The organism is Brevibacterium permense (assembly GCF_013280495.1).
GTDB classification, from domain to species: domain Bacteria; phylum Actinomycetota; class Actinomycetes; order Actinomycetales; family Brevibacteriaceae; genus Brevibacterium; species Brevibacterium permense.
On the sequence record NZ_JABSSX010000002.1, the window covers coordinates 283,842 to 305,843 of the forward strand.

Consider the following 22,002-nt stretch of genomic DNA (forward strand, 5'->3'; position numbering starts at 1 on the left):
CAGCGTTCGTCATGGCAGTCGGTCCAGAACCTTGCGGAACAGGCTCAGGGAGTCTTCGAAGATCGCTTGGGTTCCGCCTTTGTCCTCGACCGCCTCGGGATTGGCTTTGATCACCTGTCCCGCATGATTGAGCGGGACCCGGCAGAGTTGGGTGAGCATGCGCGCACTGCGCCAGGCGGAGTCCTCTGAGGAGAACTCTTGTCCGAGGCGGCGGAGCCGGTCGAGCACGTGCCGGGTGACGATCTCTTCGAGTTCTTCTGCCCGGTCGAAGCTCTTGCTCACGAGTTCCGGGTAGAGAGCGAAGAGGCGGCGGCGCCGAGCCGGAAGCTTGGGGTCGACGGAGCCGACGAGCAGCGCCTCGCGGACGAAGCGCGCCGTGTCCTCGGCCAGGGTGTCGAGCCCGGCGGGGCTGTGGACGTAGTCGAAGGCGAGGCCCTCATCGACGCTGACATCGGCTCCGAGACCGACGATCGCGTCCTCCTTCGTCTCGAAGTAGTTGAAGAAGGTGCGTGTGGACACTCCGGCGTCGGCGGCGATCGTCGCGACGGTGGCACAGGCCAAGCCGTCTTCGAGGACGCGGGTGATCGCCGCCTCGTGGAGGGCGTTGCGAGTCAGTCGCGCCTTTTTCGAGCGCAGGGATTCTTCAGCGGGCATAGACACATTTTGCATCACATGCAAACTTTCACCAACTGCAAATCTGCAATTGTGCACTATTTCACTGTGCGCAGTCTTCTACATGAGCATCTTCAGCCGTGCCCGGTGCTGCTCGAGAGTCTGCAGCTGACCGAGCAGTGCTGCCTGACCCGCTCCATCGGAGGTGTCCTGGCGCTGGAGACGGGAGTGGAGTTCCTTGGCGATGCGTTCGAGGTCGTAGTCGAAGAGGCGTGCGACGATCCCGCGGGCGAACCGATCGATCCCGTCTCCCTCGATGACCGGCAGCGGGGTCACGAGCAGCTGGGCCACATAGGGCTTGAGGTCCTCGGCTGCAGCGTCGAGGACGCGTTCTGCCCATTTCGACTGAGCCGTGCCGGCTGCACCCAATCCCCCGGCCTGTTTGATGGCTTCCTGGATCCGCCGGTAGCCGGGGTGTTCGAAGGCCTTCGCGGACAGCGAGTCGAAGAGCTTCGCATTGACTACCTCCGGATGCTGGAGGGCGACCATGAGAGCCCCCTTCTCCGTCTTCAGCCGGGCGGGGCTGATCGGGGCCGAGAGGTTCGAGACGTCGGGGCGTTCGTCGTAGACGTATTCGATGCTGCGCTCATCGGAGACCTCCCCCGCCGAGGCGGAACCGGGAGCGCGTGCGCCTCCGGACGGAGCGATCTCCCGCTCGGTGCCCGGACCGGTCCCCTGCCCCGAACCAGGCCCGTGCCTTGGTCCGGATGTGGCCGGCGACGAGGGTGCGGGTGCGCTCGGTGCCGGCGGTGGGCCGTCGCGGTAGGACGACTGGCGGGCGGGCGCCTCGGCGGGCTGGCGGTTCTGCTTCGGTTGGCGGGCGGCGGTGCGGACCGCGGCCTCCACCTCGTCGATATCGACGCCGATGCGACCGGCGACGAACCGGTAGTAGTGAGAGAGGCTGTTGCGGTCGCGGATGTCGGTGAGCACCTCGGCGGCGGCGCGGACCGCGGAGATTCGTCCTTCGACGGTGTCGAGGTCGAAGCGGGAGATCGCGGTGGTGATGACGAACTCGAAGAGCGGCTTGCAGCCGTCGATGAGTTCGCGCAGGGCTGCGTCGCCCTTCTGCATGCGCAGGTCACAGGGATCGAGGCCATCGGGTTCGACGGCGACGAAGGTCTGGGCAGTGAACAGGTTCTCGAATTCGAAGGCTTTGAGCGCAGCCTTCTGACCGGCGGCGTCACCGTCGAAGGTGAAGATCACCTGTCCGGTCGGGTCGTCGCCGAGGAGGCGACGGATGATCTTCACGTGTTCGGCGCCGAAGGCCGTGCCGCAGGTGGCCACGGCCTGGTCGACTCCGGCGAGGTGGGCGGCCATAACGTCGGTGTAGCCCTCGACGACGACGACGCGTTTGGTCTTCGCGATGGACTTCTTCGCCAGGTCGAGTCCATAGAGAACCTGATTCTTGTGATAGAGAGCGGTCTCGGGAGTGTTGAGGTACTTCGGTCCCTTGTCATCGTCATAGAGTCGGCGGGCGCCGAAGCCGATGGTCCGGGACGTCATGTCCTTGATCGGCCAGATCACCCGACCACGGAATCGGTCGTAGATTCCCCGACCGCCCTCACTGGCCAGCCCGCCGGCGAGGATCTCCTCATCGGTGAAGCCGGCCCTGCGCAGATGGCTCGTCAGGGCATCCCAGGATTTCGGGGCGAATCCGATGCCGAATTCCCGGCTCGACTCGGCGGGAAAACCGCGGCCGGACAGGAACTCGCGGCCGATCTGCCCGGCCTCGGACTCGAGGGCCTGGGCGAAGAACCGCCCCGCGACCTCGTGCATCTCCAGCAGCCGCTGCCTGCGGCTGGCCTGTTCCCGGTCCGGGCCCTTCCCGTCCTCGTAGCGCAGGTGCATTCCGGCCTTGCCTGCCAGCGTCTCGACGGCTTCGACGAAGCTGAGCTGTTCGACCTTCTGCAGGAAGGTGAACACGTCGCCGGACTCACCGCAGCCGAAGCAGTGGTACATCCCGACCTGCGGACGCACCGTGAACGACGGCGTCTTCTCGTCGTGGAACGGGCAGAGTCCTTTCAGCGATCCGATGCCCGCGGTCTTGAGGGTGACGAATTCCCCGATCACCTCGTCGATGCGGGTGCGGCTGCGCAGTTCGTCGATGTCCTCGCGTTTGATGAGTCCGGCCATGGTCTAGAGCCGATCCTCCGCTCCGGCGTTGAGGTGGTGGTACAGGGCCCAGGCGGAATGGTCAGTCAGGGAGGCGATCTGGTCGACGATGACGCGCAGCCGTGCGGAGTCGTCGGCGGCCTCGGCGTGGTCGGCGCGGAACATCGGATCGAGCTTGTCCGGTGACTGCGAGTACCATTCGGCGAGTTCGTCGATGACCGCCGCCTGGATGTCATGCAGCCGCAGTCGATCCTCGGCGACCATCACCGTCAGCGTGGCCATGCCTTTGAGTACGGCGATCTCGACGGTGGTCGTCTCGGGCACGACGAGTGAGGCCGAGTATCGGGCCAGGGGCTCCCAGCCGAATTCCTCACGGGTCGCGGATTCCGCGGCACCGACGAAGCGCCCGATGAGCTGACTCGTCATGTGCTTGAGGCCGGCCTGAGCACGACGGGATCCGTCGAAGGCCTCCTTGGGCCAATAGGCGGCGGCCTGCAGTCGACCGAGCGCCTTGTCCATCTCCGCATCGGTGGTTTCCGGCAGGTACCACTGACGGGTGATGTCGAAGAGTTCTGTCCGCCGCTCATCGGCAGCGAAGTCGGCAAGGTCCAGATGTCCGGCGACGATGGCGTCCTCGACGTCGTGAACGGAGTAGGAGATGTCGTCGGCCAAGTCCATGACCTGGGCTTCGATGCATTTCTGACCGTTGTCGATGCCGTCGCGGTAGAAGTCGAAGACGGTCCGGTCGTCATCGTAGACACCGAATTTGCGAACCCCGGAGTCGCGACGACCGGCCGTGGCTTCGGCTCGGGGCCATGGGTACTTCGTCAGTGCGTCGAGGCTCGCGCGGGAGAGGTTGAGGCCGGCCGGGCGACCGTCATCGGCGATGACCTTCGGTTCGATCCGGGTGACCAGACGCAGGGTCTGGGCGTTGCCTTCGAAGCCGCCGATGTCTGCGCACAGGGCGTCGAGGATCGTCTCACCGTGGTGGCCGAAGGGAGGGTGTCCGAGGTCGTGGGACAGGCAGGCGGTGTCGACGATATCGGGATCGCAGCCGAGGTAGCGGGCGAGTTCGCGGCCGACCTGGGCGACCTCGAGGGAGTGAGTGAGACGGGTGCGGACGAAATCATCCGTGCCCGGGGACACGACCTGAGTCTTCGCGCCGAGGCGGCGCAGTCCCGAGGAATGGAGGACGCGGGCTCGGTCGCGTTGGAAAGCCGAGCGCCGCGGATTCTTAGCCGGTTCGCTCACCCACCGTTCCTCGTCCCGCGACGAGTAGACCGCCACGGTCCCCGTCTCCACCGAGGTGTGCGGGTGAGTGTCGAAGGGCATTCTCATCCTCCTGAGATGTCGAGTTCGGCCTCCGACAGCAGCGACTTCCCGCTGGGATCGAAGATTCTGGAGTCCAACCAACCTTCGGGCAGGTGCGGCTTCTTCGGCCGGGTGGTGCGGCCGCGGGACCCTTCGGCGGCTTCTCCCGGGTAGGGCGCGGTCTTGTCGAGCTGGTCGAGCAGTCCGGCGAGTTCCTCGAGCGAGGCGACCATGGCCAGCTGGCTGCGCAGCTCTCCCCCGACGGGGTAGCCCTTGAAGTACCAGGCGATGTGTTTGCGCAGGTCACGGACGCCGAGGAATTCGTCCTCGAAGTGATCGACGAGGTATTCGCCGTGTTTGTACACGGCACGAGCCACCTCGGCGAGTCCGGGACGGTGGCGTTCGTCGCTGCCGTTCAGCGCGTTCGCGAGGTCGCCGAACAGCCACGGCCGTCCCTGGCAGCCGCGCCCGATGACGACGCCGTCGCAGCCGGTCTTGGCCATCATGTCCAGGGCATCCTCGGCGGCGAAGATATCACCGTTGCCGAGCACCGGAACGGTGTCGCCGAGGTGGTCCTTGAGCCGGGCGATCGCGTCCCAGTCCGCGGTCCCCGAGTAGAGATCGGCCGCGGTGCGGCCGTGCAGAGCGACGGCGGCGACACCGGCGTTGCGCGCGGTCTCGGCGGCGTCGAGGAAGGTCGTGTGGTCGGCGTCGATGCCTTTGCGCATCTTCACGGTCACGGGTACGTCCCGGCGGGCCGCCTCGGTGACGGCCGTGGTGACGATGGATTTGAACAGGTCCTGCTTCCACGGCAGCGCGGAGCCGCCGCCCTTGCGGGTGACCTTGGGGACGGGGCAGCCGAAGTTGAGGTCGATGTGATCGGCCCGGTCCTCCTCGACGAGCATCCGCACGGCCTGGCCCATGGTCACCGGGTCGACTCCGTAGAGCTGGACGGAGCGCGGAGTCTCATAGGGCTCGTGGTGGATGATGCGCATCGTCTTCGGATTGCGCTCGACCAAGGCCCGGGTGGTGACCATTTCGGTCACGTACAGGCCGGCTCCGTATTCGCGGCACAGGCGGCGGAAGGCGGTGTTCGTGATTCCGGCCATGGGCGCGAGCACGACGGGCGAGGACAGCTCGATGGGCCCGATGCGCAGGGCTGTTTCGGGCTTCGGGGATGCGGTTTCTGGGGCACGACTGATGACACTCACAGGGCCATTATCCCAGTCAAGTCAAAATCGCACATTCGTCTGTCTCTCCCGCCTGCTTAGCCGGCTCGGCTCGTCCTTTTCGTCTCAACTCAATCAACGGCTTCGGTGCGCAGAAATTCCCGCACATCCCATTCGGTGTCGACGGAGAGTTCGGCGGCGAGCCGGTCGTCGTGGGTGACGATCACCATGGCACCGCCGAATCCTTCGAGAGCGGTCACCAGCGCCTCGATCGATGACAGGTCGAGATTGTTGCCCGGTTCGTCGAGGATGAGCAGCTGCGGAGCCGGGTCCTGGAGGAGCCCTGAGGCCAAGGCGACACGGAAGCGCTCCCCACCGGACAGGGTCTGACAGATCTGGCCGGCGCGTCCGGCGCGCAGTCCCATGGCCGCGAGCACTTCGTGGACGCGGTGCGGGTCAAGCTGCGGGTTGCCCGCGCGCACTGCCTCCATCACCGTGAGCTCCCCCGGCAGTCGGTACTGCTGGTCGAGGTGAGCCGTCGGTGCAGAGACGGTGATGGCGAGGTCGCCGAAGAGTGCGGCGATCGGCGGACCGGTTTCGCCAGCTCCCTCTCCCCCAGCTGTCTTTCCTGTGTCCTCGTCCTGTCCGTCCTGGCCGTCCTGTCCGTCCTGGCCGTTGGCAGCCGCCAGGATCGCTGCCAGCAGGGTCGACTTCCCCGCCCCGTTCGGTCCGGTCAGCCGGATCCGCTCGGGACCGACGATAGAATGCGGACGTTCGGACCTCGCCGAGGCGGCCGCGGAGATCTCGAGGACCCGTTTGGTCGCGTGCACCTGGGTGTCCGGCAGGTCGAGGCGGACGCTCGAGGACCGGCGCAGCGCATCCTTGGCGTTGGTGAGTTCGTCCCAGGCGGCCGCTTCGTCGGCGGCTTTGTCGTCGCGTCGTTTGGCCGCTGACTTCTCCGCGAAGTGAGCCATGGCGTTGGCTGCGATCCGGGGACGACGCCTATTCAGTTTGTCCTTCGCCCCTTTCTGCTCGCTGCGGGCGAGCTTCGTCTGCAGTTCGATCCGCTGTCGCTTCTCGATCTGGTGGGACTTCTTCGCATCGGTGACCTTCTGCTGCTTCGCCTCTTCTTCCGCGGCGACCATGGCTTCGTAGTCGTCGAAGTTCCCTCCGTAGACCCGCAGCCGGTCGGTCATCTCGATGATCGAGGTCATATGCGTCAGCAGCGTGCGGTCGTGGGAGATGACCAGGGTCGGTCCGCGCCGTTCGGCGAGCAGGGACGTCAGCAGGGCCCGCCCGTCCTCATCAAGGTTGTTGCTCGGTTCGTCGAGGATCAGCCAGGCTTCACCGACCAGTGCCGCTCGGGCCAGTCCGATGCGTGTGGCCTGTCCGCCGGAGAAGCTGCTCAGACTCCGGTCGAGATCGCTGACGCTCAGCTGCAGACCGAGTTCGGACAGCGCCACCAGGGCTCGCTCTTCGATGTCCCAGTCGTCGCCGATGAGGTCGAAGTCGGCGCCCGTCGCTACTCCGGCCAGGGCGCGGCCCAGCGCTTGTCGGACGGGTGCGATGTCCAGTTTGGTGTCGACCCGCTGCGTCGAATGCGGCAGCAGCTGGTCGATGTAGACGGCGCCATCGGGACCCGTGACGGTTCCTGACGAGGCTCGCAGTCGACAGGCGAGGATGCGGGCGAAGGTGGATTTGCCGATCCCGTTGTCGCCGACGAGTCCGACGAGGTCGGCAGGGATGGTGGCGGTGAGTCGGGAGAAGATCTCGGTATCGTCGCCGAGGCGGTAGTCCAGTTCGGACACAGTGATTGCTGCAGGCATGAGGGTCCTCATTGCGTGTACGCAGAAGCGCCGCGGGCCCGTGGCACCCGCAAGTCACGGCATGAGGATTCACTTCACAGCAGATACGTCCTTGAACGGAAACGGAACATAACAATGATCGCCGAGGCGGCTCGCCCGGTCAACACCACCCCTCCTTACTACCTGACGGCGGCCCAGCAACCTGGCGCGAGGTTGCTGGGCCGCCGTCAGGTAGTAAGAAGGGGTCCGGCAGATTCAGATGATGATGAGCATGAGTTCGGCGGGCTCGTCGTGAGGGTTGGCCAATTGGTGCGGAACGTCACCGGGAGCCTGGGCGCAGTCACCGGCGTGCAGGGTCGTGCGGCGGTCGATGGTGGCGACCTCGATGCTGCCCTTGAGGACGAAGAAGCTCTCACACGATCCGCTGCGGTGGGCAGCGAAGGCCGAGGTCTCGCTGCGCGGGTCGAGGCGGTAATGCACGACATCCATATTCTCGATCGCCGATGGCAGATCCCGCCGCCAGACCCCCTTGCCGAAGGTCGAGGTCGTGGGGATCGCCTCGCTGCGGGTGATCGTGACTTCCGGGGCGGCCAACAGTTCGCCGACATCGACGCCGAGGGCGCGGGAGAGACCCATGGCGTTCGATACCGATGTGTCCTGCTCACCGCGTTCGATCTTCGACAGAGCGGCGCGGGACAGTCCCGCCCTCACCGCGAGCTCATTGAGGGTGAGGTTGTTGTACTTGCGCCGGGCTCTGATGCGGGCGCCGAAGACACGTGCGCCGAGATCCTCTTCTTTCGCCATTGGAGCATCATATTCTATTCTTGGATCGTAGAATCACATCTCACAAAGGAAACTTCACCCTATGGCGGCAGTGCTGGCTCTCACACCGATCCTGATTGCCATCGTCCTGCTACTGCTCAAACAGAGCTCCTGGGTCGCCGCTCTCGCCGGCGGCGTGCTCGCGGCCGGTCTCGTCGCCTTCGTCTTCCCCACCCCCGCCTCGGTGTTGGTGGAATCGGGAATCGACTACTTTCCGCTCATCCTCGAGGTCGCGCTCATCCTGCTCTTCGGCATGCTGCTCGCCCGGCTGCTCGAGTCCGCGGGGTCGATGTCGCAGATCTCGTCCTGGGTCGAGTCGCTGTCACCGGGGCGACCGCTCGGGGTCGCGCTCGTCGTGTTCGGCATCGTGCCCTTCGCAGAATCGGTCACCGGCTTCGGCATCGGCGTCACCGTCGGGGTGCCGATCCTGCATCATCTCGGCTGCACCCTGCGGCAGTCCGCGATCCTCGGCCTCCTCGGTCTCATCGCGGTGCCGTGGGGTGCCCTGGGACCGGGCACCACCGTCGCAGCGGCGCTGGCCGGACTGGACGTCGACGAGCTCGGTCTGGCCACGGCGTGGATCAATGCGATCCCGGTCATCATCGTCGCGATCGCCGTGGTCGCGATCATGCGACCGTCCGCCGCCTCGGCGCTGGGGATCATCGGTTCCGGCGCACTCATGTGGGCGGGGATCCTCGCCTCCAGCTCCGTCATCGGCATGGCCCCGTCGGGGATCATCGGCTCCTTGATCGTCATCCTCCTCCTCGGTGCGCTGTTCATGATCCGGAAGAGAGCCACGGGGCTGACGCGTCGCCTCGGCGTGGCGGTTCTGCCCTACGGGGTGCTCACGGTCGGGCTGCTGTTGGCGCGGGCCCTGGACGCCGCGCTGCCATCGACGGTCACCCAGATCATCGCCTCTCCCCCGTTCTGGCTGGCCGCCGCCTGCCTCATCGCCGCCATCACTGTCGCCGGCAGACGCGAAGTCACCGTTGCGGCCGTGCGTTCCTGGATTCCCATCGGCGTCGGCACCGCCGCATTCATGCTCATGGGCTGGATCATGACGACGACGGGGATGAGCGAGGCGATCGGTTCCCTGCTGCCGGCCGGGCTCATTCTGCTGACTCCGTGGCTGAATTCCATCGGGGCAGTGCTCACCGGCTCGAACACGGGAGCGAACTCGATGTTCACCGGCACCCTGACCGCGGCCGCCGCATCATCGCAGGTCTCGGCTCTGCCGGTCGTCGCGGCCGGAAACGCGGCAGGCTCACTGGCCGCTCTCGCCGCTCCCCCGCGGGTGGCGATGGCCGTGCAGATCGCCGATGCGTCGGTGGCCGCCTCGGCGAAGGACATCTCCTGGGTGCAGGGCCGGGCGCTCGCGGTGGCGGGGATCAACGCCCTGGCCCTCGGTCTGTGGATCCAGTTCTTCGCCTGATCGAGGCAGGCGAGTTCGGCTCAGCGAAGCGAGCGGATAGTGCCGGGACGGGCTGGCTGCGCCCGAGGCACGCCCGCGGAACGGCTCAGACGCGGATGATCTCACGCGGGAAGTTCGTGAATGGCTCGCAGCCGGTGTCGGTGATGAGCACGGGTTCCGACAGTTCGATTCCGTAGCCGTTCATCCACATTCCGCCGATGAGGTGGAAGGTCATTCCCGCTTCGAGAATCTGGTCGTCCTCGGTGCGGATCGAGATCGTCCGCTCGCCCCAGTCGGGCGGGTAGCCGATCCCGATCGAGTAGCCCAGGCGGCTGGGTTTCTCCAGTCCTGACAGAGCCAGCACGCGATTCCAGGTGCGGGCGAGTTCTGCGGTGGGCACCTCGGGGGCGGCGACGTCGAGGACAGCGGACAGCGCCTCGGCGACAACGCCTTCGAGGCGGACGAGCTCCTGTTTCGGTCGCCCGGTCACCGCGGTGCGAGCCAGCGGAACATGGTAGCGGCGGTGGACGCCGGCGAGTTCGATGCTCACCGATTCGTCGCGTTCGAACTTCCGGTCGGTCCAACTCAGATGCGGGGTGTCCGCGCTTTCGCCGGTGGGCATCAGCGGGACGATCGAGGGGTAGTCGCCCCAGACTCCGTCACCGCCTCTGGTCTGGGCTTCGAAGATCGCGGCCGCCACTTCGTTCTGGCCGACGCCGACGCCGATCGTGCCCAGTGCCGCGTCCATGGCAACGGTGGTCACCTTCGCGGCCTTGCGCATGAGCGCGATCTCCGCCGGAGATTTGACCGCGCGGATCCAGTTGACGAGTTCGAAGGAGTCGACGAGGCGCCATTCGGGCACGCCGTTGACCAGCGCCCGGAAGGCACGCGGGGAGAAGAAATGCGAATCCATCTCGACGCCGACCGGAGAGGTGGAGGCACGGGCGACCTCCCACCGTTGGCGCAGGGCGAAGGCGACCCAGTCGAAGGGGTGGATATGCGGACGCTGCACATACCGTTCGGGATAGCCGACGATGTCCTCCGGTGGCAGCCAGGAAGTGTGCGAGGCTCCCCGCGCGTCCATATCGCGCATGAACAGAGTCATGGGTCCCGACGACGGCACGAAGAGCAGCTGCGGGGTGTAGAAGGACCACGCGTTGTAGCCGGTGAGGTAGTAGATGTTGGCCGGGTCGGTGACGATGAGCGCGGCCAGGCCCTGGTCGAGCATGCGGTTGCGCACCGAAGCGATCCGCCCGAGGTACTCCTCAGCGCTGAACGACAGTTCGTTCGCGCCGATCGTATCGACTTCGCCGGGAACCGGCTGCGGGCGCGCCTTGACCTCTTTGCCGGCCTGCCCCTGCTCGGCCCCGGGACGCATCCCGTGCACATCCGGGCGATTGTCGTCGCCGCCGTAGAACAGCTCACCCTCATTCATGATCCCAGTGTGGTGATCTCTCTCACATACTGTCAATCACTGTCGATGCGCGTGTTGTCGACGGTCTGCCTATCCGGGCGCCTGCGGGGATCTGACGGCTTTCGCAACGGCGATTCACAGAGCTTCTCAATAGGGCTTCGGACTGCCGCCGACGTCGGTCCCTGGCAATCCTCGGACCGCCGCTTCGGATGGTCGGCGAACGGCGGATTCGGATCGTCAGTGAACTACGGATTCGGGTGGTTGCTATCGGCGGATCCGGGCGACCCGGCAACGGCGCTTGACGCGGATACCCGTCGGCCTCCTCGGCGATATTGACGAATCCAGAACCAAACATTTTCAGTTTCGACTGAATTCGCATACACAACAGCGCATTTCAGCAGATTCGGTGATAGATTGTCCTGAGACGCACATCACGGAGGTGAAGAATGGACCCGCTTCTGCCGAACGGCAGCGGTTCCCGACTGGGGAATCTCGACGAGAAATCTAAGGCGATCATCGTCGAGCTGCAGCACGACGGAAGGAAATCCTATTCGGCCATCGGCAAGTCCGTCGGCCTGTCCGAGGCCGCCGTGCGCCAGCGGGTGTCGCGGCTCATCGATTCGGGTGTCATGGAGATCGTCGCCGTGACCGACCCGCTGAGTCTGGGATTCGCGCGACAGGCGATGGTGGGGCTCAAGGTCCGCGGGGACATCTCCGCGGTCGCCGAGAAGCTGCACGACTACGACGAGATCGACTACCTCGTCGTCACCGCCGGTTCGTTCGACCTCCTGGTCGAGATCGTGTGTGAATCGGATCGGCATCTGATCGAGTTCGTCAATGAGGAGCTCCGCTCGATCGATGCCGTCGTGGATACGGAGCTCTTCATGTACCTCTCACTCGAAAAGCAGAAATACAACTGGGGGACGCGATGACAGACAATGTCACCAGGGCCGGCACTCCTTATCAGGATGCCATCCGCAATAACGTGTGGATGCACATGTCACCACACCAAGCACTGTTCAACGGTGGTGAGGCGCCGGTCATCGTACGCGGCGAGGGTCACCACATCTTCGACGACAAGGGCAAGAAGTACCTCGACGGTCTCGCCGGTCTGTTCACCGTTCAGGTGGGGCACGGTCGTGAGCAGATCGCGAAGGCGATGTATGACCAGACGCTCAAGCTGCCGTTCATGCCGCTGTGGTCGTACGCCCACCCGCAGGCGATCGAGGTCTCGGAACGTCTGGCCAGCTATGCGCCGGGCGATCTCAACCGGGTCTTCCTCACCTCCGGCGGCGGCGACTCGGTCGAGTCGGCGATGAAGCTGGCGAAGAACTACTTCAAGCTCGTCGGCAAGCCCGGCAAGCACAAGATCATCTCGCGGGCCACCGCCTACCACGGCACGCCGCACGGTGCGCTGTCGGTGACCTCGCTGCCGGGTCTGCGGGAGCAGTTCGCTCCGCTGGTCCCCGGTGCTCACAAGGTGCCGAACACGAACTTCTACCGAGCACCTGAGCACCTCGCCCACGATGAGAAGGCCTTCGGCCGCTGGGCCGCCGACCGCATCGGTGAGGCCATCGAGTTCGAAGGTGCCGACTCCGTGGCCGCCGTCTTCCTCGAGCCCGTGCAGAACTCCGGCGGATGCTTCCCGCCGCCTCCCGGATATTTCGAGCGGGTCCGCGAGATCTGCGACGAGTACGATGTGTTGCTGGTCTCGGACGAGACGATCTGCGCCTATGGTCGCATCGGCGACATGTTCGCCTGCAACGACTTCGGCTATGTTCCCGACATCATCACCTCGGCCAAGGGCATCACCTCCGGCTATGCACCGCTGGGTGCGATGATCGCCTCCGATCGGCTCTTCGAGCCCTTCGGCCCCGGCGGCGATGAGACCTTCTACCACGGCTACACCTTCGGCGGTCACCCCGTCGCCTGTGCCGCCGCGATGGCGAACTTCGACGTCTTCGAAGAGGAGAAGCTCAACGACCACGTGCACGAGAACGCTGCGGCGTTCAAGTTCACGCTCGAGAAGCTCAAGGATCTGCCGATCGTCGGTGACGTCCGCGGTGAGGGATTCTTCTACGGAATCGAACTCGTCAAGGACAAGGACACGAAGGAATCGTTCACCGAAGAGGAGTCCGAACGGATCCTCAAGAACTTCGTGTCGGCGAAGATGTACGACAGCGGTCTGTACTGCCGCGCCGACGACCGCGGCGACCCGGTCATCCAACTCTCGCCTCCGCTGACCGTCGGTCAGAACGAGTTCGACGAAATGGAGCAGATCATCCGCGGCGTCCTGCAGGAAGCCTGGACAATGTTCTGACCCCAATTGCTACCTGACGGCGGCCCAGCAACCTCGCGCGAGGTTGCTGGGCCGCCGTCAGGTAGTTCCGGGGCGAAGTTCAGCGGTTCTGGTCGCGTTCACGGGCCTCGCGACGGGGCATCGGCGGCCGCTCCTCGGTGAGGTCTGCAGCCGCGATCATGCCCGAGTCGGCAGCCGCGATCGTGCCGGGGGCAGCCGCGATCATGCCGGGCGCAGCCGCGGATCCGGTGGGCCGCCCCGGCGGGCGCACTCCCGATTTCACCACGAGGACACCGAGTCCGGTCGTCAGCGGAATCGCGATGACCAGACCGATCGAGCACACGAGGATGCTCACCACCTCGACCGACATGTCTCCGAGTGTGAACGTGTCGAACAGCGGCTGATCGTGCGCGGAGACGATGATGAGCGTCATCAGCGCCGAGCCCACATACGCGAACGTGATCGTATAGACGGTCGAGGCGATATGGTCACGCCCGATGCGCATCGCCCGGGAGAACAGCTGACCGGGCTTCATCTCCGGGGCAGCGGCTGCCAGCTCCCACACCGCCGAAGCCTGTGTGATCGTGACGTCGTTGAGCACTCCGAGTCCGGTGATGAGGATCGCGCACACGATGATGTCCGTCATCCCCAGATCGGTCGTATCGACCAGCAGATACCCGTCCTCCGAATAGGCGATGCCCAGATTCGCCCAGGACGTCATCCACGCACCGAGGATGCCCGTGATGATGATGCCGAGCACCGTTCCGAACAGCGCCGTCGACGTCCGCGTCGAGATTCCGTGCGCCAGGTAGAGCGCGATGACCATGATCAGACTGGCAGAGACCATCGCCACCAGCACCGGCGGTTTGCCGTCGAGCATCGCCGGGAGCATGAAGACGAACAGCACGGCACCGGCGAACCCGAGTCCGATGAGTGCGCGCAGGCCCCTCAGACCGGCGACGAGGAGGACGACGATCGCGTAGATGATCGCCAGGGCGAGCATCGGGACGTTGCGGTCGAAATCGATGAACACGTAGTCAGTGCCCATCTCCGCCCGGTCCGGTGACTTCGTGAAGTCGAGGGCCTTGATCGTGTCGCCGACATCGACGCCGGCCTTGACCGCGTCGGGGGTGACATAGAGGCTGCCTTCCTGCCCGTTCGCCTCCACGGTGTACGTCGTGCAGTCAGCGCGGACCATCGGGTCCGTCTCCCCAGGGTCGCAGTCCGAAGCGTCGACGGCGGTGACGGTGACCTTCGTATCGCTGGTCCCTTCGGCCGAGTTCGTCGTCGGTCCGCCACAGGGCAGATCCTTGTCAGGTCCTGACGGCCACAGCACGAAAAGTCCGGCGATCGTGACGACGATGAGCGGGATGAGGCAGGCGAGCATGATCAGACGAACCTTCGGCGAGGCCTTCGGTTCGTGTGTGGACGTCATATGCATGGCGGTCCTTCAGAGACGGCTGACCGGACAGATGCGGGGGCGGTCGACCAGGGCGGAATGGCGGCTGGTGCTCACCGAGGCGGCCAACCATTATCACAACTACCTGACGGCGGCCCAGCAACCTGGCGCCAGGTTGCTGGGCCGCCGTCAGGTAGTAATTGGGGTCAGGCTCCGGCGAGGTGGTCGGCCAGGTAGTTCTCCACCTGATCGATGCTCACGCGCTCTTGGCTCATGTCATCACGCTTGCGGATCGTCACGGCCTGATCATCGAGGGTGTCGAAGTCGACGGTGATGCACAGCGGCGTTCCGATCTCGTCCTGGCGGCGGTAGCGACGGCCGATGGCACCGGCATCATCGAAGTCGATGTTCCAGCGTCGACGCAGCGTCGCAGCGAGGTCCTTCGCCGCCGGTGTCAGCTTCTCGTTGCGGCTCAACGGCAGCACCGCTGCCTTGACCGGTGCCAGGCGCGGATCCAGCTTGAGCACAGCACGCTTGTCGACTCCGCCCTTCGTGTTCGGCGCCTCGTCTTCGGAGTAGGCCTCGACAAGGAAGGCCATCATCGACCGGGTCAGGCCGAAGGAGGGTTCGATGACATACGGGGTGTAGCGGTCTCCGCTGGCCTGGTCGAAGTACTGGAGCTTCGCTCCCGAGACCTCCGTGTGAGTGCCGAGGTCGTAGTCGGTGCGGTTGGCCACACCCATCAGCTCGCCCCATTCGGACCCCTGGAAGCCGAAGCGGTATTCGATGTCGATGGTGCCTGCCGAATAGTGCGCACGGTCCTCGGCGGGAACGTCGAGGCGGCGGACGTTGTCCTCGGAGATGCCGAGATCGAGGAACCAGGACCAGCAGTCTTCGACCCACTGCTTGTAGTAGTCGTCGGCCTCGTCCGGGTGGACGAAGTACTCGATCTCCATCTGCTCGAACTCGCGGGTGCGGAAGATGAAGTTGCCGGGGGTGATCTCGTTGCGGAAGGCCTTGCCGATCTGGCCGATGCCGAACGGCGGCTTCTTCCTGGCGGCGGTGAGCACATTGTTGAAGTTCACGAAGATGCCCTGCGCGGTCTCCGGCCGCAGGTAGTGGAGTCCGGCTTCGGAGTCGACAGGTCCGAGGAAGGTCTTGACCAGGCCGGAGAACTCCTGCGGCTCGGTCCACTGACCGCGCGTGCCGCAGTCAGGGCAGACGATATCGGCCATGCCGTTCTCCGGAGCCTTCTTGTTCTTCGCCTCATACGCCTCGACGAGGTGGTCCTCGCGGTGGCGCTTGTGGCAGTTGAGGCACTCGACGAGAGGATCGACGAAGGTGGCGACGTGGCCGGAGGCTTCCCAGACGCGCTTGGGCAGGATGATCGAGGAGTCGAGGCCGACGACGTCTTCGCGACCGCGCACGAACTGCTGCCACCACTGCGCCTTGATATTGTCCTTGAGCTCCACGCCCAACGGCCCGTAGTCCCATGCCGAGCGGGAACCGCCGTAGATCTCTCCTGCTTGGAAGACGAATCCTCTGCGCTTGGCCAGGGCGATGACGGCATCCAACTTGGACTGTGCCACTAGTTCTCTCCTTGTTTCAGTTCGCCGACGGCCGGCTGCCGTGGCTCGCAGATACCAGCCTAACTGGTCACGCCGTCGCTTCCTCAACACCGACCGGACCCACCCTGACGTCCGCCCTCGGCGACGACAGGTGACGGCAGGAGACCATCGGAGGCGACTGATCTCACACTCGGTTTCCCACTCCGGGACCGCCTCGGCGAGGGTGCGGCATGTAGACTTGGGGTACACCCAAACCTTTCTCCGTACCGACGTCTTCACGTCTGTCCAAGCGAGTTCTTGGATCTCTACGGTTTCGGCCCGGATTGCTCACGATGATTGCACAAGCGGCCGCAGGGTAGATCGCCACTACAGTCATCTGCGATCAAGTGTGTGCCGACGTGAGAGAGATCACTCATGACCGATGTGTCCGCAAACGACGAAACCACTCCGAGATTCTCCGAACTGGGACTCCACCCGCTCGTGCTCAAGGCCGTAGAGGCGCAGGGCTACGAGATCCCCACCCCCATCCAGGCCGAGACGATCCCGACCCTCCTGTCGGGCCGTGACGTCATCGGTCTGGCCCAGACCGGAACCGGCAAAACCGCAGCTTTCGCCCTGCCTGCCCTGTCCGACCTCGCCGAGGCGGGGCGCGCCGACGACGGCCCGTTCGCTCTCGTACTCACCCCTACTCGCGAACTTGCGATCCAGGTCGCCGAGGCGTTCACCTCCTACGCCACGGAGCTGTCCGACTTCTCCGTGCTCCCGATCTACGGCGGTCAGGCCTACGGCCCGCAGCTGGCGGGTCTGCGCCGTGGTGCGCAGGTCGTCGTCGGCACCCCCGGTCGTGTCATCGACCACCTCAAGAAGGGATCGCTCAAGCTCGGCAGCCTCAAGCACCTCATCCTCGATGAGGCCGACGAGATGCTCAAGATGGGCTTCGCCGAGGACATCGAAGAGATCTTCAGCCAGGTCGGTCCCGACCGTCAGGTCGCATTGTTCTCGGCCACCATGCCGTCGTCGATCCACCGGATCACCGGGAAGTACCTGGACGACCCGAAGGAAGTCCGGATCGCTGCGAAGTCGCAGACCGGTGCGAACATCCGCCAGCGCTACTTCATGGTTCAGCACTCGCACAAGCTCGATGCGCTGACCCGGATCCTCGAGGTCGAGGAGTACGAGGGCATCATCATGTTCGTGCGCACGAAGCAGGCCACCGAGGAGCTGGCCGAGAAGCTGCGTGCCCGCGGGTTCAAGACCGCCGCGATCAACGGCGACATCCCGCAGCAGGCTCGTGAGCGCACGATCGATCAGCTGCGTGAGGCGAAGATCGACATCCTCGTCGCCACCGATGTGGCCGCCCGCGGTCTCGACGTCGAGCGCATCACGCTCGTCGTCAACTACGACATCCCGCACGACACCGAGTCCTACGTCCACCGCATCGGCCGCACCGGTCGTGCCGGACGCTCCGGTGAGGCGATCCTCTTCGTCACTCCGCGCGAGCAGCGCATGCTCGGCTCGATCGAGCGCGCCACGAAGCAGAAGGTCGAACCGCTGACTCTGCCCAGCGTCGAAGAGCTGACGAACACTCGCGTCGACAAGTTCACGAAGCGCATCGACGATGTGCTCGCGCAGACCGAACTGTCCGAACTCACCGACGTCATCGAGGCGTACTCGCTCTCCCGTGATGTGCCGGCCTCGAACATCGCCGCCGCGCTGGCGTCCCTCGTCCTCGAGTCGAATACGCTCAAGGCCCAGCCGATGCCCGAACCGGCACGTCGTCCGGGCCGAGACCGTGATCGCGACGGCGGTCGTGACGGCGGCCGTCCGGGCCGTGGCGGACGTGCCCGTGATGAGAACATGACGACCTACCGTCTGGCCCTCGGCCGCAATGAGCGTCTGCAGCCGGGCGCCGTCGTCGGTGCGATCGCGAACGAAGGCGGAATCACCTCGAAGCAGATCGGCCATATCGACATCCGTTCGAACCACACGCTCGTCGACCTGCCCAAGGACCTCGATCCGTCGGTGCTGCGCAAGCTCTCCCACACCGAGATCCAGGGCCGGCCCATCGACATCCGTCCGGATTCCGGACGCCCGGGACGCCCGTTCAAGAAGCGCAACTTCGACAAGCAGCCCGGTGACGGCCGCAACTTCCGGGGCGATCGCCGAGGCGGCAAGAAGTTCGGCGGTCGCAGCGACCGCTCCCGCGACCACTACTGATCCGCCTCCGGGACACGACCGGGGCTCCAGCTCCACGAACGTGGTCCCTGACCTGGGTTCGCTCTGAAGTGACAGTTCGGCCCCGCAGCATTGCGCTGCGGGGCCGATCTTCGTACCCAGACCAGTTCTTGACTACGCTCGCGGCTCCATAGCTTGGTGAAGCTGCAGCAGCTTGGTCCCTGCACCAAGCTGCTGCAGTTTCACCAAGCTGCTACGGAAATTGCGCGGGGCACCTCAGATGACCACGGCGCACCGCTCAGGTGTGCATGCCCCTCAAGCGCTCGGCGTGTCGACGGCGGCGCCGAAGCGACGGTCGCGGCGGGCATACTCTTCGATCGCCGCCCACAGGGTGCGCCTGTCGACGTCGGGCCACAACACATCCTGGAAGACCATCTCGGCATAGGCTGCCTGCCAGAGCAGGAAGTTCGAGGTCCGCTGCTCCCCCGAGGACCGCATGAACAGGTCGACGTCGGGCACGATGGGTGCGTAGAGGCGGGAGCGGACGGTCTTCTCCGAGACCTTGCCGGGTTTGAGCTTCCCGGCGGCCACCTCGGCGGTGATCTCATTGATCGCGTCGACGATCTCGGAGCGTCCACCGTAGTTCACGCAGAACTGGAGCACGAGACCGGTATTGTTCTTCGTCATCTCCGCGGCAGTCTCGAGTTCGTCAATGACCGAACGCCACAGCCGACCGCGCCGGCCGGACCACACGATCCGCACGCCCAGGGCGTTGAGCTCATCGCGGCGGCGGCGGATGACGTCACGGTTGAACCCCATGAGGAAGCGCACCTCTTCGGGTGAGCGCTTCCAGTTCTCCGTCGAGAACGCATACGCCGACAGATAGTCCACGCCGATCTCGATCGCGCCGTGGATGACGTCGAGCAGCGAAGCTTCCCCAGCTTTGTGCCCTTCCGTGCGCGGCAGCCCCCGCTGATTCGCCCACCGACCGTTGCCATCCATGACGATTGCGACGTGCCGAGGCACGAACTTCGCGTCGATGCGCGGAGGTCTCGCTCCGCTGGGGTGGGCCGGTGGTGCGGGGTAGCTCATGTGCTCTCCAGAACTCTCAGTGATCGGATATTGCGCTCGAGGTGCCAGGACACCCAGTCCGAGACCAGCTTCGACCCGTCGATCTGATCGTGCAGGTCGGAGGCCTCGGCACGCTCCCAGTCGCCGGACAGGAGCGCGGCCATATGCTCGAGCGCATCGGTGTCGGGCAGTGCCGCACCGGAGGGGCGACAGTTCGTGCACACGGCACCGCCCAAGGCTGCGGAGAACGCGCGGTGGGGTCCGGGATTCCCGCACTGGGCGCAGTCCAGCAGGCTCGGTGCCCACCCGGCCACGGACATCGCCCGCAGCAGGTACGCATCGAGGGACAGCCTCGGCGGGTGTTCGCGGTTGCACAGCGAACGGATGGCAGAGACGAGGAGGAGGAAATGCGTACGCGACTGGGGTTCGACTTCGGTGATGCTGCGTGCCGTTTCGGCCATCACCGAGGCGGCCGAGTAGACATCGAAGTCCGTGGCGATTCCGCGGGCGAAGGGTTCGACGAGTTCGACCTGGGTGACGATGTCGAGGCTGCGCCCGACATGGCATTGCAGATCGACGAGCATAAAGGGTTCGAGACGGGAACCGAACCGCGATTTCGTCCGTCGCACCCCCTTCGCGACGGCGCGGACGAGGCCGTGGCTGCGAGTGAGCACGGTGACGATGCGGTCGGCTTCGCCGAGCTTGTGCCCCTGGAGCACGATGCCTTCATCACGATAGTTGTGCACCTGCCCATTATCGCTTAAGCGCGGCGGGGAATCACCCCGCCGCGCTCTGCTGATGCTGTGAGATCGACCGCGTAGCCTCAGCTCTGACGGTCGCGAGCCGCACGGTTGACGGCCGAGACAACGGCCTTGAGCGAGGCCTTCGTGATGTTCGGGTGCAGACCGGCGCCCCAGACGACGCGGTCTTCGACGGCGAGTTCGACATAGGCGGCGGCGTTGGTGTCAGCACCGGAGCCGATGGCGTGCTCGGAGTAGTCTTGGAGTCGCACATCGACGTCGAACTGATCGATGAGGATCTTCACCAGCGCGTCGATCGGTCCGTTGCCGCGTCCTTCGTAGGTGCGTTCCTGACCGTCGACAATGAGGTCGACCTCGATGCGCTCTGCCGATGAGCCGCCACCGTCGACATTGCCCGAATCGGTACGCAGGCCGACGATCTGGAAGCGGCCCCATGCTTTCTCTGAGTCTTCGGCGGGCAGGTATTCGTAGTTGAAGATGCGGCGGATCTCCTCGGCGGAGACCTCGCCGCCGGCTTCGGTGTGCTGCTGCACGGCGCGGGAGAATTCGACCTGCATCCGACGCGGCAGGTCGAGTCCGTACTCGCTCTTGAGCAGGTAGGTCACTCCGCCCTTGCCGGACTGCGAGTTCACACGGATGATCGCCTCGTAGCTGCGGCCGAGGTCCTTCGGGTCGACCGGCAGGTAGGGCATGTCCCATTCCATGAGGTCGACGGGGGTGCCCTGGGCGTTCGCCTTCTTCTCACGGTCGGCAAACGCCTTGTTGATCGCGTCCTGGTGCGAGCCCGAGAACGAGGTGAAGACGAGGTCGCCTCCGTAGGGGTGACGTTCGTGTACTCCGATCTGGTTGCATTCGGTGACGGTGTGGATGACCTCGTCGATATCGGAGAAGTCGAGCTCCGGGTCGATGCCCTGCGTGTACAGGTTGAGGGCGACGGTGACGAGATCGAGGTTTCCGGTGCGTTCACCGTTGCCGAACAGGCAGCCTTCGATGCGGTCGGCGCCGGCCATCATTCCCATCTCCGCAGCGGCCACGCCGGTGCCCCGGTCGTTGTGCGGGTGCAGGGACACGGCCACTTCGTCGCGGTAGGGCATATTGCGGCAGAACCATTCGATCTGGTCCGCGTAGGTGTTCGGTGTGCCGCGTTCGACCGTGGCCGGCAGGTTGACGACGGTCTCGCGGCCGGCTGCCGGCTGCCACATATCGAGGACGCTGCCGACGATGTCGAGGGCGAACTCGGGTTCGGTGTCGACGAAGATCTCCGGCGAATACTGGTAGCCGAAGTCCGCGTCCGACAGCAGCGTCTCGGCGTGCTTCATCACGGCCTGAGTGCCCTGCAGTGCGATATCGCGAGTCTGGTCGAAGCCGTCTCCGTCGAAGCCGAAGACGACCTTGCGGAAGACCGGCGCGGTTGCGTTGTAGAGGTGCACGGTGGGCATCTTCGCGCCGACGAGTGATTCGACAGTGCGTTCGATGAGGTCCTCACGAGCCTGCGTGAGCACGGAGATCCGGACATCATCGGGAATCGCGTCCTGTTCGATGATCTCGCGGACGAAGTCGAAGTCGACCTGGCTGGCTGCCGGGAATCCGACCTCGATCTCCTTGAACCCGAGACCCACGAGCAGATCGAACATCTTGCGTTTGCGGTCCGGGGTCATCGGATCGATGAGCGCCTGGTTGCCGTCGCGCAGATCGGTGCTCAGCCAGCGAGGCGCCTTGCTGATGATCTGGTCGGGCCAGGTGCGGTCGCGCATATCCAGCGCGATGCGGTCCTGGAACGACTTGTACTTGCCGAACGGCATGGGAGAAGGCTTCTGCAGTTTCATTGTTCCTCTAACTTAAGTTTCTCAGCGCTTGACCAGCATACGAGGACTCCGCGACGAGCGTGCTGTCCGTTCAGGACTCGTCGCGGCAAGGAAGGAGGAGGAACCTATGAGCCACACCATCACCGTAGTCCCCCTTCCGCGGTCCGTCCGAATCCCGTCCACATCCTAAGATCGCCGAGGCGGCTCC

The 22,002-nt window shown here is 65.1% G+C and carries 16 protein-coding genes; 4 read left to right on the forward strand and 12 right to left on the reverse strand.

Translation table 11 applies throughout. The features are described 5' to 3' along the window. Positions 1–9: 9 nt before the first annotated feature. From HK353_RS04155 to HK353_RS04180, 6 genes are all read right to left on the reverse strand, one after another. Positions 10–654: a TetR/AcrR family transcriptional regulator gene (locus HK353_RS04155; RefSeq protein WP_173152763.1), complete on the reverse strand. Its 645-nt coding sequence runs from the start codon at positions 652–654 to the stop codon at positions 10–12. A 78-nt stretch (positions 655–732) separates the two neighbouring features. Beyond that, a complete protein-coding gene (dnaG, locus tag HK353_RS04160) occupies positions 733–2,805 on the reverse strand; it encodes a DNA primase (RefSeq protein ID WP_173152766.1) in 2,073 nt (690 codons plus the stop codon). 3 nt (positions 2,806–2,808) lie between these two features. Continuing rightward, the gene (locus HK353_RS04165; RefSeq protein WP_173152769.1) at positions 2,809–4,116 is read right to left on the reverse strand and encodes a deoxyguanosinetriphosphate triphosphohydrolase; all 1,308 of its coding nucleotides are present in this window, start codon (positions 4,114–4,116) and stop codon (positions 2,809–2,811) included. A 2-nt stretch (positions 4,117–4,118) separates the two neighbouring features. Beyond that, complete coding sequence (dusB, locus tag HK353_RS04170) at positions 4,119–5,306, reverse strand: tRNA dihydrouridine synthase DusB (protein ID WP_173152772.1); 1,188 nt, start codon at positions 5,304–5,306, stop codon at positions 4,119–4,121. 89 nt (positions 5,307–5,395) lie between these two features. Further along, complete coding sequence (locus tag HK353_RS04175) at positions 5,396–7,090, reverse strand: ATP-binding cassette domain-containing protein (RefSeq protein WP_173152775.1); 1,695 nt, start codon at positions 7,088–7,090, stop codon at positions 5,396–5,398. Positions 7,091–7,324: 234 nt separating this feature from the next. Further along, entirely contained in the window at positions 7,325–7,873 is a 549-nt protein-coding gene (locus HK353_RS04180) for a helix-turn-helix domain-containing protein (RefSeq protein ID WP_173152778.1), read from the reverse strand. A 61-nt stretch (positions 7,874–7,934) separates the two neighbouring features. Between HK353_RS04180 and HK353_RS04185 the strand changes: the two genes are divergently transcribed. Further along, positions 7,935–9,323: an L-lactate permease gene (locus HK353_RS04185; RefSeq protein ID WP_173152781.1), complete on the forward strand. Its 1,389-nt coding sequence runs from the start codon at positions 7,935–7,937 to the stop codon at positions 9,321–9,323. 85 nt (positions 9,324–9,408) lie between these two features. On the opposite strand, the gene HK353_RS04190 is transcribed toward HK353_RS04185, so the two are convergent. After that, positions 9,409–10,737, reverse strand: a complete 1,329-nt coding sequence (locus tag HK353_RS04190; protein WP_173152784.1) for a M24 family metallopeptidase — start codon at positions 10,735–10,737, stop codon at positions 9,409–9,411. A 425-nt stretch (positions 10,738–11,162) separates the two neighbouring features. Between HK353_RS04190 and HK353_RS04195 the strand changes: the two genes are divergently transcribed. Continuing rightward, positions 11,163–11,648, forward strand: coding sequence for an Lrp/AsnC family transcriptional regulator (locus HK353_RS04195; protein ID WP_101547408.1), 486 nt, complete (start codon positions 11,163–11,165; stop codon positions 11,646–11,648). After that, positions 11,645–13,036 (forward strand): aspartate aminotransferase family protein, encoded by a 1,392-nt coding sequence (locus HK353_RS04200; RefSeq protein ID WP_169252425.1) that lies wholly within the window; start codon positions 11,645–11,647, stop codon positions 13,034–13,036. Before HK353_RS04195 ends, HK353_RS04200 begins: the two co-directional genes overlap by 4 nt. 79 nt (positions 13,037–13,115) lie before the next feature. Here HK353_RS04200 and HK353_RS04205 read toward each other — a convergent pair whose 3' ends face one another. After that, positions 13,116–14,450, reverse strand: a complete 1,335-nt coding sequence (locus HK353_RS04205; RefSeq protein ID WP_173152787.1) for a YibE/F family protein — start codon at positions 14,448–14,450, stop codon at positions 13,116–13,118. 170 nt (positions 14,451–14,620) lie between these two features. Beyond that, the gene (locus HK353_RS04210) at positions 14,621–16,003 is read right to left on the reverse strand and encodes a glycine--tRNA ligase (protein ID WP_173152790.1); all 1,383 of its coding nucleotides are present in this window, start codon (positions 16,001–16,003) and stop codon (positions 14,621–14,623) included. 393 nt (positions 16,004–16,396) lie between these two features. Between HK353_RS04210 and HK353_RS04215 the strand changes: the two genes are divergently transcribed. Continuing rightward, positions 16,397–18,199: a DEAD/DEAH box helicase gene (locus tag HK353_RS04215; RefSeq protein WP_173152793.1), complete on the forward strand. Its 1,803-nt coding sequence runs from the start codon at positions 16,397–16,399 to the stop codon at positions 18,197–18,199. Positions 18,200–18,472: 273 nt separating this feature from the next. On the opposite strand, the gene HK353_RS04220 is transcribed toward HK353_RS04215, so the two are convergent. From HK353_RS04220 to leuA, 3 genes are all read right to left on the reverse strand, one after another. After that, positions 18,473–19,249 (reverse strand): isoprenyl transferase, encoded by a 777-nt coding sequence (locus HK353_RS04220; protein WP_173152796.1) that lies wholly within the window; start codon positions 19,247–19,249, stop codon positions 18,473–18,475. Next, entirely contained in the window at positions 19,246–19,974 is a 729-nt protein-coding gene (recO, locus tag HK353_RS04225) for a DNA repair protein RecO (protein ID WP_101546999.1), read from the reverse strand. The genes HK353_RS04220 and recO overlap by 4 nt, the downstream gene beginning before the upstream one ends. A 77-nt stretch (positions 19,975–20,051) precedes the next feature. Beyond that, positions 20,052–21,815 (reverse strand): 2-isopropylmalate synthase, encoded by a 1,764-nt coding sequence (gene leuA, locus HK353_RS04230; protein ID WP_173152799.1) that lies wholly within the window; start codon positions 21,813–21,815, stop codon positions 20,052–20,054. Positions 21,816–22,002: the final 187 nt, after the last annotated feature.